This window comes from Mixta intestinalis (assembly GCF_009914055.1).
Classification (GTDB): domain Bacteria; phylum Pseudomonadota; class Gammaproteobacteria; order Enterobacterales; family Enterobacteriaceae; genus Mixta; species Mixta intestinalis.
Genome location: NZ_CP028271.1, coordinates 4,270,477 through 4,287,481, shown reverse-complemented (window position 1 = coordinate 4,287,481; position 17,005 = coordinate 4,270,477). Strand labels below are relative to the sequence as shown.

The 17,005-nt window shown below is 56.0% G+C and carries 12 protein-coding genes; 1 reads left to right on the top strand and 11 read right to left on the bottom strand.

Going from position 1 to position 17,005, the window contains the following annotated elements; translation table 11 throughout:
- Positions 1-52: 52 nt before the first annotated feature.
- Genes aaeB through aaeX form a run of 3 tightly spaced genes read right to left on the bottom strand, consistent with a single transcriptional unit; the run spans position 53 to position 3,176 of the window.
- Positions 53-2,020: a p-hydroxybenzoic acid efflux pump subunit AaeB gene (gene aaeB / locus C7M51_RS19935; RefSeq protein WP_160623231.1), complete on the bottom strand. Its 1,968-nt coding sequence runs from the start codon at positions 2,018-2,020 to the stop codon at positions 53-55.
- A gap of 11 nt (positions 2,021-2,031) precedes the next feature.
- The gene (gene aaeA, locus C7M51_RS19930) at positions 2,032-2,964 is read right to left on the bottom strand and encodes a p-hydroxybenzoic acid efflux pump subunit AaeA (RefSeq protein ID WP_160623230.1); all 933 of its coding nucleotides are present in this window, start codon (positions 2,962-2,964) and stop codon (positions 2,032-2,034) included.
- Positions 2,965-2,972: 8 nt separating this feature from the next.
- Positions 2,973-3,176 (bottom strand): p-hydroxybenzoic acid efflux pump operon protein AaeX, encoded by a 204-nt coding sequence (gene aaeX, locus C7M51_RS19925; protein ID WP_160623229.1) that lies wholly within the window; start codon positions 3,174-3,176, stop codon positions 2,973-2,975.
- Between the two features lie 271 nt (positions 3,177-3,447).
- Here aaeX and aaeR point away from each other — a divergent pair, with 271 nt between their 5' ends.
- Positions 3,448-4,368 carry an HTH-type transcriptional activator AaeR gene (gene aaeR / locus C7M51_RS19920; RefSeq protein WP_160623228.1) on the top strand — a complete coding sequence of 307 codons (921 nt, stop codon included), beginning with the start codon at positions 3,448-3,450 and terminating at the stop codon, positions 4,366-4,368.
- 39 nt (positions 4,369-4,407) lie between these two features.
- On the opposite strand, the gene tldD is transcribed toward aaeR, so the two are convergent.
- From tldD to csrD, 8 genes are all read right to left on the bottom strand, one after another.
- A complete protein-coding gene (gene tldD, locus C7M51_RS19915; RefSeq protein ID WP_160623227.1) occupies positions 4,408-5,853 on the bottom strand; it encodes a metalloprotease TldD in 1,446 nt (481 codons plus the stop codon).
- A 63-nt stretch (positions 5,854-5,916) separates the two neighbouring features.
- Entirely contained in the window at positions 5,917-9,777 is a 3,861-nt protein-coding gene (gene yhdP / locus C7M51_RS19910) for an AsmA2 domain-containing protein YhdP (RefSeq protein ID WP_160623226.1), read from the bottom strand.
- 181 nt (positions 9,778-9,958) lie between these two features.
- Positions 9,959-11,428, bottom strand: a complete 1,470-nt coding sequence (rng, locus tag C7M51_RS19905) for a ribonuclease G (RefSeq protein WP_160623716.1) — start codon at positions 11,426-11,428, stop codon at positions 9,959-9,961.
- A complete protein-coding gene (locus C7M51_RS19900; RefSeq protein ID WP_160623225.1) occupies positions 11,428-12,015 on the bottom strand; it encodes a Maf family protein in 588 nt (195 codons plus the stop codon). Before C7M51_RS19900 ends, rng begins: the two co-directional genes overlap by 1 nt.
- Positions 12,016-12,023: 8 nt before the next feature.
- On the bottom strand, positions 12,024-12,512 hold the full coding sequence (gene mreD, locus C7M51_RS19895; protein ID WP_160623224.1) for a rod shape-determining protein MreD: 489 nt from the start codon (positions 12,510-12,512) through the stop codon (positions 12,024-12,026).
- Positions 12,509-13,537, bottom strand: coding sequence for a rod shape-determining protein MreC (gene mreC / locus C7M51_RS19890; protein ID WP_160623223.1), 1,029 nt, complete (start codon positions 13,535-13,537; stop codon positions 12,509-12,511). Before mreC ends, mreD begins: the two co-directional genes overlap by 4 nt.
- Before the next feature lie 69 nt (positions 13,538-13,606).
- Positions 13,607-14,650: a rod shape-determining protein MreB gene (gene mreB, locus C7M51_RS19885; protein ID WP_003855260.1), complete on the bottom strand. Its 1,044-nt coding sequence runs from the start codon at positions 14,648-14,650 to the stop codon at positions 13,607-13,609.
- A gap of 305 nt (positions 14,651-14,955) precedes the next feature.
- Complete coding sequence (gene csrD / locus C7M51_RS19880; protein WP_160623222.1) at positions 14,956-16,905, bottom strand: RNase E specificity factor CsrD; 1,950 nt, start codon at positions 16,903-16,905, stop codon at positions 14,956-14,958.
- Positions 16,906-17,005 lie beyond the last annotated feature (100 nt).

The window sequence follows — 17,005 nt, the reverse complement described above, 5'->3', positions numbered from 1 at the left end:
CTCGCGCCCGGAACGAAGGAGAAAAATGGCACCCTGCGGTGCCATTGGCGTATCAGATATTGATCAGGGTGTGCTGATATTTCTTCAGCATATCGGCGAGACGTTTCACCGGCTCGGTGACGCTCAGCGGCGCTTCATACTGCGCCAGCTTCTGCTGGTAGATATCAAACTCGCTCAGCAGGCGCTGATAGTAGTAACGGCGCCTGTCATCGCTACGGGAAGCGATGACCCGATCGGCGGTATAGCGCAGCTGTTTATGATACGCCGAGAGCTCGGCATTTACCGGGATCTCCGCGTTACGCAGCCGCTGGTGACCGATAATCAGCGTCAGCGCCAGACGATATTTATCAATGTCGCCAGGGAACAGATTCAGCAGCAGAAACAACTGCTGATAGAGCGCGGGTAGATGGTTCTCTTTGCGCCGAGCCTGGTTGGTGGTCAGCGCGGAAACCGCCGCGTACATAAAGCGGTTCAGCAGGGTTCTGCCGGTACGGGCGCGGGAATTGTCACGGATAATCAGAATCACCATCAGCGCGACAAAACAGCCGATCACCTGCCCCAGCACGCTATCAAGAAAAGCACCGATGGAGAAAGTCATCGGATTATCCAGCACCAGCACATTAAGCGTGCCGACAAAGGCCCCCAGCGTTCCCAGCTGTCGCCGCTGAATAAAGATCCCGGCGACAAACGCCAGCGTTCCCATCGCAATACAAAGCAGCAGCATACTCTGCTGGGTGGCGGGCATAATCACCATAAAATAGAGCGCCCCCAGCGGCACCGCAACCGTCATGCCGTAGAGAAAATCTTTCGCCATCATCAGCGGATTGGGCGCACGCATCGCCAGGGCGGTGATAACTGCCAGCATAATCATACAGCCGCTGCCGGAGGTCCAGCCGGTATAGAGCCAGAACAGCGACCCCAGCGCGGTAGCGACAAAGGTGCGGATGCCGTTGATCATCGCGTGATGGGTTTCTGCCGAACGGGCGCGCACCACCTCAACCTCGGCGCTCAGCAGCGCCTCTTCCTGCTGGCTGATGCTGCTGTTGGTCTGTACGCCTTTTAACAACATTAAATATTGTGTAGCCGCACCAACCCAGCTGGACAGCGTTACCGGCGTGCTCTTGCTGCCGGAAGCGCTGATAATCCGCCGCAGGTTTTTTAAATGCTTATGTAAATCGGCAAGGCTGTTCACCTCTTTTTCTATCAACAGCCGATACTGCGGTGGAATATATTCCGGGCGTGAGTTCTGAATCAGGAACGTTTCTGCCGCCTGGGTAATCAGCGTCAGCGAAAGGGTATGCAACGCCTTCAGGCGACGATTGGCGCGCTGCCAGCGTGAGGATTCCATAGAAAGCTGGCTGCGCATACCGTTAAGGGTGGTAGTACGGCGTACCAGATTGCCCCACGCCTTATCCACCTCATCTTTATCACCGTGCGCCACACAGATTTGTAGCAGGCGATATTGATCCAGCAGCAGCGACTCGATCTCTTTATCGATCACCTTCTTGATCGAGCGCGGTGAGAAAACCATATCCGCCAGGATCGCGCAGACGATGCCGATCACGATCTCGCTACAGCGTTCGACGGCAAACTGCGGTGCCAGCATCGGCGTACCGCCGGGGAACATATCGACGCTGACCACGATGATTAGCGCGGTATAGCCTGCCAGCCCCAGAGCATAAGAGTTTTCAACGCGAATTAGAGAGGAGAGCCAGACGCAGACGCCCGCCCAGATACAGCAGAGCAGCAGCATTACTACCGGCGCGCGGATAGTGGCGATCATGATCGTCAGCGCCGCCAGGCAGCCGAGAAAGGTGCCGATGATACGCAGCATGCCGCGATGACGCAGCGCGCCGGAATAAGGATCGCCGCCCGCAGCGAAGGCCGTGCCGCCCGCCACAATCCCGGCGGTCATGATCGCCCAGCGCGGGGTTTCCAGATTAAAATGAAACCCCACCAGCAGCGCCGTCAAAATAGCGAATGTCAGCTTAACCGGAAAGCGTAATCGTTCGAGTTGCATCACGCCCTCGCTTAGCCGAACTCACGCAGGCGGTGCAGCAACCGGGAAAGCGGCGAACGCGGTGCCTGCTGGCGATCGTTTTCGCCAGTGACCACTACCGTGGCGGTAGTACCGGCGGGATAGAGGTTACCCTGCTGGCGATCGAGACGAATTTTAACCGGCACGCGCTGCGCCAGACGCACCCACTCCAGGTTGGAATCGATGGTTGCCATACCCTTGCTATCCACGCTGCTGCTGCTGTTGGTGACGCCAGCGGCGATAGAATCCACCGTACCATGCAGCACGCGTTCGCTACCCAGCGGCGTAATTTCAGCGCGGTAGCCGGGGCGAATGCCCTCCAGCTTGGTCTCTTCCATATAAGCCACAACGTAGTAGGAGTTCTGTTTTACCAGCGCAACCGATGTGGTGCCGCGATTAATAAATTCGCCGGTAAAGACGTTCAGGTTAGTGACCCAGCCATCTGCAGGCGCACGGATTACAGTGCGTTCAAGATCCAGCTTTGCCAGATCGCGCGAGGCCTGCGCCTTTGCCAGCTGATGTTCGGTGGTTTGCAGATCGTTATTTGACTGTTCGATCGCTTCACGCGACATGGCGATCACGCCCAGCTTGTTACGCCGTGCCGCCTCGCGTCGTTTTTCATCAACAACGGTGCGATAGTACTGCACATCCGCCTCCGCCTCTTCCAGCGCCTTTTGAAAACGCGGCTGATCGATGGTGAAGAGCACCTCACCCTTTTTAACGTGCTGGTTATCCTGCACGCGTACGTCAGTCACCAGGCCTGTGACATCGGGCGCAATCGCCACCACATCCGCCGCAAATTTAGCATCACGGGTCCAGGGCGATTCGGTATAAAAAGCCCAGGCGCGAAACACGACGATAACGGCTATCACCACCAGAATCAGAGTAATGGCATAGCGCGCAATTTTTCTTATTAGAGCTTTCACTTATAACCTCAGACGAACAGACGAGATACCAGGTAGAACAGGCAGCAATAGAGTGCGGTGTTAAACAGCGCTGGATGCCAGACAAAATCATACAGGCCGACCGGCAGCAGCAGACGACGCACCACCCAGAACAGCAGTAGCGAAACGATGATTTCAAAGAATATCGGCGGGAACGACAGCCCAAACACGACAATAACCGGTAACACACTCATTTTTTATCCTTGTTGATACGCAACCGAGCTATTCCGTTATGCCAACACGAAGCCAGCCTGCTGATACAGGACCTTTCACATTACGGGTTGATGATGGTCGGACGACAGGTACACTGTCAGACGAATATCAGAACCTAAAGCATAGCGTGTATGACATATCTTGACACAGAAGGTGAGTAACCAGACGGCAACCCGGCGTCATAGTGTAACGCGCCTGAAGACAGGTTATCTACATAATGTGATCTAAATCACTTTTAAGCCAGAGTGAATAATGGAACGTCTAAAAGGCATGTCAGTTTTTGCCAAAGTGGTTGAATTAGGCTCCTTTACTGCCGCCGCAAGGCAGTTACAGATGAGTGTCTCTTCTATCAGCCAGATTGTCGCTAAACTGGAAAATGAGCTACAGGTGAAGCTGTTGAACCGCAGCACACGCAGTCTCGGCCTGACCGAAGCGGGCCGCATTTACTATCAGGGCTGTCGCCGCATGCTCTCCGAGGCGCAACAGGTGCATGAACAGCTGTATGCCTTTAACAACTCCCCTATCGGCACCCTGCGCATCGGCAGTTCGTCTACCATGGCGCAAAATGTACTGGCGACCATGACGGCGGAGATGCTTCAGGAATATCCCGGCCTGACGGTTAATCTGGTGACGGGCATCCCCGCACCCGATCTGATAGCCGACGGCCTCGATATGGTGATACGTGTAGGCGCGCTACAGGATTCCAGCTTCTTTTCACGGCGGCTGGGATCGATGCCAATGGTGGTTTGCGCCGCAAAACATTACCTTGAGCAGCACGGCACGCCGGAGAAGCCGTCCGATATCGCCAATTTCTCCTGGCTGGAATATAGCGTGCGCCCGGACAGCAATTTCGAGCTTATTGCGCCGGAAGGCATCAGTACGCATCTTTCGCCACAGGGGCGTTTCGTGACGAATGATTCACAAACGCTGATCCGCTGGCTGAAGGCGGGATGCGGTATTGCTTATGTGCCGCTGATGTGGGTGATTGATGAGATTAAAGCTGGCGAGGTGGAAATTCTGTTCCGCCGCTATCAGTCCGATCCGCGTCCGGTTTACGCGCTCTATACGCAGAAGGATAAACTGCCGCTGAAGGTGCAGGTCTGTATCGATTATCTCAGCGCCTGGTTCAAAAAGGTGGCGCAAATCTATCAGGAGCACCGCAACGGCGGTTAAGATTTGCCCCTCTGATAACGTCATCAGGGGGGCGATTTTTCAGGCGGTGCCGCCTACGGTCAGACGATCCAGCTTCAGCGTCGGCTGGCCTACGCCAACCGGCAGGCTCTGCCCCTCTTTGCCGCAAACGCCGACGCCTTTATCCAGCGCCAAATCGTTGCCAACCATCGAGATCTGTTGCATTGCTTCAATGCCGGAGCCGATCAACGTCGCGCCTTTCACCGGTCGCGTCACTTTGCCTTTTTCGATCAGGTAGGCTTCCGAAGTAGAGAAAACAAACTTTCCGGAGGTAATATCCACCTGGCCGCCGCCGAAGTTAGGCGCATAGAGACCATACTCGACGCTTTCAATAATTTCCTGCGGCGTCGACTGCCCGCCGAGCATATAGGTATTGGTCATGCGCGGCATCGGCAGATGCGCATAGGATTCGCGACGCCCGTTGCCGGTAGGCGGGACGCCCATCAGACGTGCGTTAAGCTTGTCCTGCATATAACCTTTCAGTACACCGTTTTCAATCAGCACATTGTACTGGCCCGGCACGCCTTCATCATCAATGGCTAACGAACCGCGCAGGCCGCTTAAAGTGCCATCATCCACCACCGTACAAAGCTCAGAAGCGACCAGCTTGCCCATTTGGCCGCTGAACACTGAAGTGCCACGACGATTGAAATCACCTTCCAGACCGTGGCCTACCGCTTCATGCAGCAGCACGCCAGGCCAGCCAGCGCCCAGCACTACCGGGATCGAGCCTGCCGGGGCAGCAACTGCGGAAAGGTTAACCAGCGCCATACGCACCGCTTCCCGCGCCCAGCGTTCCGCCCGAACTTCGCCCTCTTCATCAGCAAGGAAGAAATCGTAGCCGGTACGCCCGCCGCCGCCGCTGGAACCGCGCTCGCGCTTGCCATCTTCTTCTACCTGTACGCTAACCGACAGGCGCACCAGCGGGCGCACGTCCGCCGCCAGCGTCCCGTCTGTGGCTGCTACCAGCACCAGTTCATACACACCGGTGAGGCTGGCGCTGACTTCCTGTACGCGCTTGTCTGCCGCCCGCGCCGCGCTATCAACGCGGTGCAACAGGGCAATTTTCTCTTCCCGCGACAGGCTTTGCAGCGGATCGTGGGCAGGATAGAGCGCGCGATGGGCTACCGCCGCCAGGGTTCGCGCCTGCCCGTTGCCCTGCTCGCGCACGATGCTACGGGCCGCCTGCGCGCTCTGCTGTAACGCAGCCAGCGTGATCTGGTCTGCATAGGCGAAACCCGTTTTCTCACCGCTGACGGCACGCACGCCGACGCCCTGATCGATATTCCAGGAGCCATCTTTTATGATACGGTCTTCCAGCACCCAGGATTCGTGGTAGCTGGATTGAAAATAGAGATCGGCATAATCCAGACGACGTTCTGAAAGCTGCCCAAGCAGGGTGAACAGATCCTGCTGATTGATGTTGTTCGCAGTTAGCAATTGCTCACTTACCAGATTCAGAGTCATCGTTTCTCACTCGTTATGTGACGTTATGCTATAGCCTGCGGTAATTCCCCTGCGGCGTCAAATTCACTTCGCGCTCTTTTCACGCGGCTTACGCAAGACTTCATTGATTTCCGGCTTATCCAGCGGACCGCTGATGTGGTAGCGCAGTAAAGAGATTTTATTCCACAGCGGTCCCAGCACCTTACTGGCGGCAAAGACCGCCGCGCCTACCACCGGATTAATCACAAAAGCGGTCGCCACACCCACCGATGCAGAAATTTCAGGTGCTACTACCGCTTCCATATCGATCTGCCGCTGCACCAGATCGATTTTACCCTGCATAGCGATATCCGCTTCCAGCCCATCGACCAGCAAATTATCGGTGCGCATTACCCCGTCTTTGATCCACGCCGTGCCGTTGATCGAATCGAACCAGAACCCTTCACTGAAGGTGTCGCTGAAGTCAAAACGCATTTTACGTAGCAGCGCATCGAAGCTAACCAGACGCAACAGCTGACCAGCGCGGCCGCTGCTGACATCGGCAATCTGCCCTTTTCCGAGATGGGTTTTTAATACACCGCTTAGCGAGGATTCCACCGGTTGCCAGGGGGCGTCACGCCAGTGCAGATCGTAATCAATGATAAAAGAAGCGTTACGCATCGGCGTGCTGACGCCAAACCAGTTGGTGGCATCGTTGATGTTTTTACCGCTTAGCTTACCTTTAAGCGAGGTGCGCTGTTCGTCGGCTCGATTAACCCACTCACCGTTTATTTGCAGGCGGGCGTTGCCGGTATCCACTAAACCATTAGTAAGTACTAACGTATCTTTTTGTGGCGTCAGGTTTCCGCTAATCCGCCCAAAATTCTGTCCCCGCAGCCAACACTCATCGCAGCTAAGCTGCAAAGCGGGCCAGCCAGCAAAGTTTATCTTTCCGCTATCCAGCGAGGGCGCAGTATCTTTTTGCGCTGTGGCCGATGAAGAAGTATCGCTTTTGCTCTGCCATTCCGGGTTGTAATAGAGACGCCGGAGATGTGCAAGCCAGGGACCACTGGTGGGAATATCCAGCTTTCCGCTAATTTCACGCCCTTCGGCCTCGACCTGCATAGCGCCTGCCATCAGTTGACGCAAAGTCACTTGCGTGTCGCGCCACTGCTGGCCCGCCAGCTGAAGGGAAGGCGTACTTAGCGTAATATCGCCCGGCAACGCGCTCTGGCTAAAAGAGGTTTCTGTATGCGCCCCAGACTTATGTCCTGCTCCAGAGGATTCTTTACCAGCCATCAGCAGCTTCACCCAGCTGTCGCCATCCAGCGGCGGCAGTTGCAAAAGCATTCCGCGTGTTTCAGGCAGCGCGGGCATAGCTTCTGCATCATTACGCCAGACGCCCCGCTCGAGGCGCAGCTGTTTCCCCAGCAGCCAGCGGCTGTTAAAACGCTGCTGATTCGCCAGTACGCCCTGTAAATCGAAGTGGTGCAGATCGCCAGTCACGGAAACTTTCAACGGGAGCGGTTCGCCGCTCGCTTTTGCCAACGGAGTAGGTAAGTGACTACTTACATCTTTTAAGTCCCCTGCCACATCGATTTTGTAATTCGCGCCATTGCCGTTATGCGGCAGCGTTATTGCCACCTCACCCTGCCAGGGTAAAGTGCCGCTCAGCTGATGGCTGACGGCGGCGGGCAACGGTGAGAGCTGGTTAACCTGCCAGTCTGCCGCCAGGTTAACACCAATACGGTACGCCTCCGGCTGCTCCTGCGTATTGAAGGTGACGTTCACCGGCTGCCCGAACCAGTTCGCCCGCAGCGTATCACTGCGTAAATTGCCGTTATCGTAAGTAAAGCTGCCGCTCAGCCCGGTAAGCTGCGTGCCCAGCGGCGCAACAAACAGTGAGTTATTATTCAGCTGCACATCGCCTGTGGCATGCACCAGTTTACCGTTCAGCGGGATATCGAGTTTCAGATGCCCACCGGTCTGCCCGCCCAGCTGTAGCTCGTCAAGCGCAGCGCCTAATGACGGCTGTAACGGCGTCTGATGGAAATAGTCACGAATATCGGCCGCCTCGCCGCGCAGATCGCCGTTGATGATCAGCTTCTGTTTCAGGTAGTCCGGTATGATCGCACTGACATTGTTTGCCTGCACTTTACCCAGCATCGCCTGTTGCGCTTTCATCCACAGGCCGTCATTAACAAAATCGAGATCGATATCGAGCTTGTCGATAGCGGGCCAGCCTGGCTGGAAGGCGTAGCTGGCATTACGCAGCGGCACCCAGACTTCAAACATGCCATCATTGTGGCGGAAGGGGAAAAGTTTGGGGTTACCGGCAAACAGCAGCGTGGCATTATTGACCTCGCCGCCTTTAATCGCGCCGCTCAGATAGTTGGTCAGGCCAGTGCCCATCAGCGGTTCCGGGAAGTAGCGCCAGGCGTCTCCGGCGTGCGTAACATTAATGCCCGCCAGAATATCGAGCTGTGGCGGCTGGCCCGCTGCCTGACGATAGCTAAAATCACCCTTTGCCCACAACGAGCGCGCCTGGACATCCAACTGCCTGCCCTGTAGCGCCAGGGCATTTTTACTATGCTGCCAGTTCAACGTGCCGGTGGCCTCTTTTACCTCCAGCGGCGCACGGAACATGGTGCCGTAAGGCATTACCGCATCCCTGACGCTGAATTCAAGGCGTCCGTCAGGCAAACTGCCGCTCAGTCGCCCGGCAACGTGCTGCGCGCCCGGCAGCAGATGCCAGTGCTGCCAGTTCATATCATGCCAGCGTGCCTGGAAGCGGCTCTGCTCCGGCTGGTGCAGCGGCACATCCAGCGCCAGCGTATCAATGGTTCCCTGCGGTTGCAGGGTACGCCAGTTTTTCAGCAGCTGCGGCGACAGGCGGGAAAAAAGCGGAATCAAGGGTTCGAGACGTTGCAGGTTCAGCCCCGTTGCGCGCACGCGCAGCTCCTCTTCGGCCTGCGTACCTGGCGCATCTGCGCGCTGCGGCAGCCACGCCAGCGCAAAATGCCCTTTTGGCCATGCCTTGCCATCGGTGCGCAAACTGTTTTGCGGCATGGTAACGGTCCAGCCGCTGCGCCAACGCGCCAGGTGCAGCGTCAGATTATCCACTTCCAGCCGGTGCGGCTGTTTATCGCCCTGCCAGTGCGCACCGCCCTGTTTCAACCAGACATCACCATCATAAATTTCGCCCTCTTTCAGGCTGAGCCAGGCTGCCAGGCTGAAACGCGCACGCTGTAAGGTGGTGTTATCACGCATCCACTGCCCCAGCCAGGGCTTAACATCCACGTCGTCAGCCTGCATCCAGACGCGCCCGCTGTTCAGCAGGCCATTTTCATCGCGCAAATCCAGCCGCACCTGCACGATGCCGTGCTGCCCGGTAAAGCTGGAAAGGCTGACTTCGCCTTCTGCACGATGCCGCGCTTTTTCATTCAGCCAGCTCAGACGGGGAATAGCCAGCTCGGCGCGTTGGCCGGAAGGCGTCTGGAAACGTATGCGGCTGTCACGTAAATCAAAGTGATCGAACTGGCGCAGGAAGAGATCGTTTATCTGCCCCGCCTTCAGGGTGTGGTTGTTTTGATCGTTACTGATGAGCGGAGAACGGCTGTCGAGATCGAGCTGCCAGAAGGTAAGTTCACGAAACTGCCAGCGCAGGTGCAGCAGCGACTGCCAGATATCAAGCGCCAGCGTAACGCGATCGATGGTAAGCGAGCCGCCGTCAGGAAGCGTTACCGCCAGCTGATGGGCATCCAGCGTTGGGCCAAAATTTTCCCAGCGCCCCTGCAACATCGCGGCGTTGACTGGCAAACCGGTAGCGGAAGAGACGGCATCCAGCACAATATCGCGGTGACGATCGATTTGCGGCATCAACAACCGCAGGCCGCTGACCAGTAGCGCCACGATGACAATCAACGCTGCGCCTGTAAGTAACAGGATCCTGGGCAGTTGCCTCACACACCTCTCCTTGTCTTGCGCACACTGAACGGTTAAATAAGCTGTCTTATCTTCCCGAAGATGCGCTAGCCGCCGCTGTCAGGGAGAAGCAGGTCACTCTAGTTTACCTGAAACAGGCGCGCATTTTTAGCGCTTGACGGGAGAGAAACCGGTAAAATCTGGTCAAAATATTAACCAGATTTTACATCATCACAACGTCGAACTGCTCCTGGGTATAGAGCGGCTCAACCTGCACCTTAACCTGCTTGCCAACAAACAGCTCAACCTCTGCCAGCGCGTGCGACTCTTCGCTTTTCAGCGCCTCGCCTACGGTGGGTGATACGTAAACCAGGAAACGATCGGTATCGTAGGCATGATGAACGCGCACAATTTCACGCATGATTTCGTAGCAGACGGTTTCAACCGTTTTCAGCGTGCCGCGCCCTTTACAAACCGGGCAATCCTGACACAGCACATGCTCAATGCTTTCACGGGTGCGTTTACGCGTCATCTCTACCAGCCCCAGCGCGGAGAAGCCGTTAATGCTGGTTTTCACACGATCTTTACTCAGCGCACTGTCAAGCGAATGCAACACGCGGCGACGGTGTTCTTCGTTATTCATATCGATAAAATCGATGATGATGATGCCGCCAAGATTGCGCAGCCTTAGCTGGCGGGCAATCGCCTGCGTCGCCTCAATATTGGTATTGAAGATGGTTTCATCGAGATTGCGATGGCCGACAAAGGCACCGGTATTGATATCAATGGTGGTCATCGCTTCCGTCTGATCGATGATCAAATAGCCGCCCGACTTCAGCTCTACTTTGCGATCGAGTGCACGCTGGATCTCATTCTCTACGTCATAGAGATCGAATATCGGCTGCTTGCCGCTGTAGTGCTCCAGCTTGGCCGTCATTTCGGGGATATATTCGGATGTGAATTCCAGCAGCAGCTCGTAGGTCAGGCGTGAATCAACACGAATACGATCGAGCGCGGCACCGGCAAAATCACGCAGGACGCGCTGCGCCAGCGCCAGTTCGCCATACAGACGACAGCGGGTTTTATTACGCTTTTTGCGCTCAATGACTTTCGTCCACAGACGCTTAAGGAAAGCGGCATCCTGCGCCAGCTCCTCTTCGCCGATGCCTTCCGCTGCGGTACGAATAATAAAACCGCCCTGCTCATCACAGTAGCCGGAAACCACCGCTTTCAACCTGTCGCGCTCCGCCTCGCTCTCAATGCGCTGCGACACGCCGACATGCGAAGCACCAGGCATAAACACCAGATAGCGCGAAGGCAGGGTAATATCGGTGGTCAGACGCGCCCCTTTAGTGCCCAGCGGATCTTTCACCACCTGCACCATCAGATCCTGTCCCTGGCGTACCAGCTCAGCAATATCCCGGACGCTAAAGTTTTTCTGCTCTTCGCCCGCTACGCACTCGGTGTGCGGCATAATATCGGAGGCGTGCAAAAAGGCGGCTTTATCCAGACCGATATCGACGAAGGCGGCCTGCATGCCAGGCAGAACGCGGCTCACGCGTCCTTTATAGATATTACCAACGATACCGCGCTTCGCTTCGCGTTCGATATGGATTTCCTGCAGGATACCGCCGTCAATATAAGCCACGCGCGTTTCGGATGGCGTGACGTTTACCAGTAGCTCAGCCGTCATCATGACCTCTCACCCACCTCACGCAGTGATTGAAAATGGCTGAACAACTCGTGCGTTTCCACCAGCGGCAGGCCAACCACAGCGTGATAGCTTCCATTAATTTTTCTGACAAAGTTGCCGCCAAGCCCCTGAATACCATAGGCGCCAGCTTTGTCCATCGGTTCGCCGCTGGCGATATAGTCATGAATATCTTGCGGCGTCAGCAGGCGGAAGGTCACCTCCGTCTGCACCAGACAATCCAGTTCATGTTGACGATCCGCCAGCGCCACCGCCGTCATCACCTGATGCGTGTTACCTGACAGACGCATAAGCATTTCTGCTGCATGTGCCGCATCGCGCGGCTTTTCCAGCACTTCACCGTTCAGTACCACAATGGTATCCGCACCCAGCACCGGCAGATCCTGCGGTGCGACTGCAACGCCCGCCTGCGCCTTTTCCCGCGCCAGGCGACGCACATAATGTTGCGCGCTCTCTTCTGCACGACGCTGCTCTTCAACCTCGGTCAGGAGACGCTCAAAACGCAGGCCAAGCTGCGCTAACAGTTCACGTCGACGCGGTGAACCGGAGGCAAGATAAAGGGATAACATAGTTGTCCTTATTGCACTGCGAATTGACGACGAATTTTTCTCATCAATAAGAATAGCCACGGCCACAAAATACCGTCGATAACGCTGCTCCAGAAAATTTCCGGGCGAAACGAGATATTAATTACCAGGAACTCGGCCCAGAAAACAATCACGTTCATGGCCAGAGATAGCACCATAACCATTAACGCCTGTTGCCACAACGCCAGGTTACGGAAAAGCTGGAATTTAAACGCCACCAGATAGGCGATAATGCTGAGCGCCAGCGCGCGCACGCCCAGCGTTGAGCCGGAGATGAGGTCCATAATGCCCCCCATCAGAAAGCCGGTGCCGACGCTAACCCGATGCGGCAGCGCCAGCAGCCAGTAAATCAGAATCAACAGCAGCCAGGAGGGACGAAACATATAGAGTTCATCCGGCCAGGGCATGATTTGCAGCACCAGCGCGACAAGAAACGAGAGCCAGATGACCCAGCGGCCGTGACTGCGATAGCGACTCAAGGCTGACCTCCCGATACGCCGTTTCTGGCACCGGCGGATGAATTAGCAGCTGGCGCGCCAGCGTTTGGTGCTGTGTCGTTGACCTGTGGTGGCAGGGGCGGCCCCATTTCTCCCGCTGGCGGCAGCACCTGCGGCATCATCTGCATCAAGCGTTCATTAGCAACCCGATGCACTTCATCCGGTGCCATTGGCAGATCGCCGTTACGATCGGCTCCCCACAGCAGCAGCAGATAGCGCAGACGCTGTAAGCCCGCTGTCGGACGCGCCTGAATCACCGTATAGGCCCGCTGTGTATCTACCTTTACAGACGACACTACCGCTACCGGATAACCTTCAGGGAAACGCCCGCCCAGACCGGATGTCACCAGCACATCGCCAACGCGAATATCGGTATTGCCCGGCAGATGTTCCAGCTGTAAATCTTCCGTACAGCCGTTACCGGCTGCGATCACCCGGATATCGTTACGCAGCACCTGGATCGGCAGCGCATGGGACGCGTCGCAAATCAGCAGCACGCGGCTGGTCATCTGCCCGACGGCAATAACCTGCCCCACCACGCCTTTATCGCTAATCACCGGCTGCCCTTCATAGACGCCGTTAATACTGCCTTTATCGATAACTACCTGATCGGTATAGGGATCGGTTCCGGTAGAGATCACCTGCGTTACCATCTTTTGCTCGTCCTGACGCAGCGGCGAGCCCAGCAGTTCGCGCAGGCGCGCATTTTCCTGCCGGTATTGCCCCAGCATCAGCAGCTCGCTATTCTTCAGAAAAAGTTCGCGCTGTAGCGCCTTATTCTCTTGCTCCAGCTGCTGACGCGAGGCCAGCGTTTCAGCAACGCTGTCCAGAATTTGTCGTGGCCCGTTGGCCAGGAAATAGAACGGACTGACCGCCGTATCCATGTAGTTACGGACTTGGGTAAACGAACCCACGCGGCTGTCGGCAACAATAATGCCGACGGCAACGATAACCGCCAGAAAAAGACGGAGCTGCAGGGAAGGCCCCCTGCTGAAAATTGGCTTCATAAACTCTGCGTATTCCCCGACATCAAGAAAAGGGAGCGTGGCTTGCGCTTCGGCTCCCTTCTGGCGAAATTATTCTTCGCTGAACAAATCGCCGCCGTGCATGTCGATCATTTCCAACGCTTTACCACCACCGCGCGCTACGCAGGTCAGCGGATCTTCCGCTACCACGACCGGAATGCCGGTCTCTTCCATCAGCAGACGATCCAGGTTGCGCAGCAGCGCGCCGCCGCCGGTGAGCACCATACCGCGTTCTGAAATATCAGAGGCCAGCTCTGGCGGGCACTGTTCCAGCGCGACCATAACTGCGCTAACGATGCCGGTCAGCGGCTCCTGCAATGCTTCCAGGATCTCATTGGAGTTCAGCGTAAAGCCACGCGGCACACCCTCAGCCAGATTACGCCCGCGCACTTCGATTTCACGCACTTCGTCGCCCGGATAGGCGGAACCGATTTCGTGCTTGATACGCTCAGCGGTCGCTTCACCGATCAATGAACCGTAGTTACGACGCACATAATTAATGATCGCTTCATCGAAGCGGTCGCCGCCGATACGTACGGAAGAGGAGTAAACCACGCCGTTGAGAGAAATGACCGCCACTTCAGTGGTACCGCCACCGATATCCACAACCATCGAACCTGTCGCTTCTGACACCGGCAGACCAGCACCGATCGCCGCCGCCATCGGCTCTTCAATCAGGAAAACTTCGCGCGCGCCTGCGCCCTGAGCGGATTCGCGGATAGCGCGACGTTCAACCTGCGTAGCGCCAACCGGCACGCACACCAGCACACGTGGGCTGGGACGCATAAAGCTGTTGCTGTGCACCTGCTTAATAAAGTGCTGCAGCATCTTTTCGGTAACAAAGAAATCGGCGATGACGCCATCTTTCATCGGACGGATAGCGGCAATATTGCCCGGCGTACGGCCAAGCATCTGTTTTGCGTCATGGCCAACTGCCGCAACGCTCTTTGGGGAGCCGGCACGATCCTGACGGATAGCAACAACGGAGGGCTCATTCAGCACGATGCCCTGGCCTTTGACATAAATCAGGGTATTCGCAGTACCCAGGTCAATGGACAAGTCGTTGGAAAACATGCCACGAAATTTTTTAAACATACTAAAGGATAATCCTGCAAGCTGGGGGCGGAAAATAAAATCCGCTTACTTTACCAACCACGCGAAGCCGCCACAAGGCGCAAAAACGTTCTACTTCGGTGAAAAATCAAGCTATCTCGCGCTTGTTCTCTGCCTGGCGCAGCAGGGCCACAATATTTAGCCATAAAACCAGCTAAATGCCCGCAAGAGCGGGCTGGTAAGCGGACATAACGGTTATAAAATTTAACATTTAATTTCCACAGCGGTTACCCGCCGTAAATGGCCGCCGGCTCCATAACCGCGCGTCATTATGGCAAATCATCCGGTTAAACCCGAACTCTTTGCGAATATTTTTTCACGTTGCTATCCACCAGCTGCGAAGTGGAAAAGAAATCCCCCTGACCGCCTGCCACGCCCAGTGTCGCCAGCGTTTGCCACTCTTCTCGCGTTCGCACGCCTGCGGCAAAAACCTGCGTTGGCGTCATCTTGCAGACTTCCAGTAAACTTTTTACAAACAGCTGGTTTTCCGTACGCCGCTCGATATTACGTACCAGGCCGGGATGCAGCTTGATTAGCTCAACGCCTGCCAGCGTAATATAAGAGGTGCTAACCACGGTCAGCCCGGCCTGATTCACCGCCAGGCGACAGCCAAAACCTTTTAATAAACGCAGCGCTGGCTGCAATCGGTTGAAGTGTTGACACACTTCCGCCTCTGCAAGTTCAAATAAAAAACGCTGACGCTGCGATTTTGTACACTGCAACAGGATATCACGCAGCGCGCGTCGGAAACCTGGCTGTAATAATGAGTCGATGGTGACGGGCACGGCCAGCGTCTCTTCTGGCCAGCGCAGTGACAGTTTCATAATGTTCTGCATCAGCTGGCGGTCATAGGCTTCTGCCAATCCCATCTGCTGCACCAGCGGCATAAACTCGGCAGCCAACAGTTCTTTCTCACCGTCAAAAATACGCGGCAGCAGTTCACGGTGATGGACATGCCCGTTACGCAGCACCGCCGGTTTTTGATAAAGCCGTGGGCCGCCGCGCTTCAGCGTATGCTCCAGCAACGTGCGCCACTTAACACTGCCGCGCCCGCCGTCGCTATCCGAGCCTTCACCGGTAACCCAGGTGTTCCCTCCCTGCAACGAGGCGTGACGGGTAGCCTGTTCTACGCTCTCCAGCACCTGCTGCGTTGTCTGCCCGCTGCGCCAGGCGCTGATGCCGATATGGATCATATTTTGCCGATCGATCATCGGCGCTGGCGGTAACGCATCCACGGCCTTAATCAGCTGGGCGGCGATGCCATCTGCCTCTTTCAGCGTGCGATGCGGCAACAACACCATAAAATCGCTGCGGAAATAGCGTGCCAGTAGCGCGCCAGGATAACGCATAACAAAAGTAGAAAGCATGTTCACTAGCGAAAAGAGATATTCCTGTAGCGCAGCGCTGCCCCACGTCTCGCTCAGGCTGTCAAAATCAGGCAGACGAATCATCATCACCACGCCGTGGGTGCCAACTTTCTCCTGATCTTCCAACAGCGTTGCCAGCTGGTTGTCAAAGAACAGGCGGTTATTCAGCCCCGTAGCGGCATCCTGAGCGGTGAAGGCGCGGATCAACGTATCAATGCGGATACGCTGCTCTCCCGCCTCCTGCAAATCTTCCAGCAACAAATCGAGAGCCAGCGACGCTTTTTGCGGCCATTCATTAACATTGCCGCGCCCGATGCCGCGACGCTCACCGGCAATAATCCGTTCGGCGCGCCGTTCCAGACTTTCCATCCCTCTCAACTGCCGCCAGAGCCAGCGGTGCGTGGGCACCAGCAGCAGCATCATTACGCCTGCCACCAGCAACATAATGATCAGCGTGGTAGATCCAATAAAGGAACGGAAGAAAGTATCGGCGGGATCGAGCAGGTCGACACGTAACGTCCAGCCCTGCTGGTGTTGCAGAGGCAGTTCGTAACGGCGAAAACGGTTAGGCGCATCTTCCAGCAGCGGATGCTGATGGCGCGAGAGCTTCAGCGCGACGCTTTGTGGTGTATGAATCTCCAGATGTTCAATATCCAGCAGCGGCATAGTATGCCGCAGCCAGGGGGAAAGATTATCGACCTGTTGCATCAACAGCGCCCGATCGATTTCAGTTGCCAGCGTCTGCACCTGGTTTTCTACGCGCTCGCCGCGCAGCCAGAAAAAACTCAGCGCGCAGCCGGCAACCATTAAAACCAGTGCCAGAGTAATAAGTAGCGCGATAAACGTTGACAGTTTGGTGGTTAATCGCATCCCTGTGCCTTTTTCGCTGCGTTTATGACCTCGCCGTTGACGTACAAAGCGGGGATCGGTTAGTTAACGATCTGAAACTATCTGCACCGTCAGCGTTAAA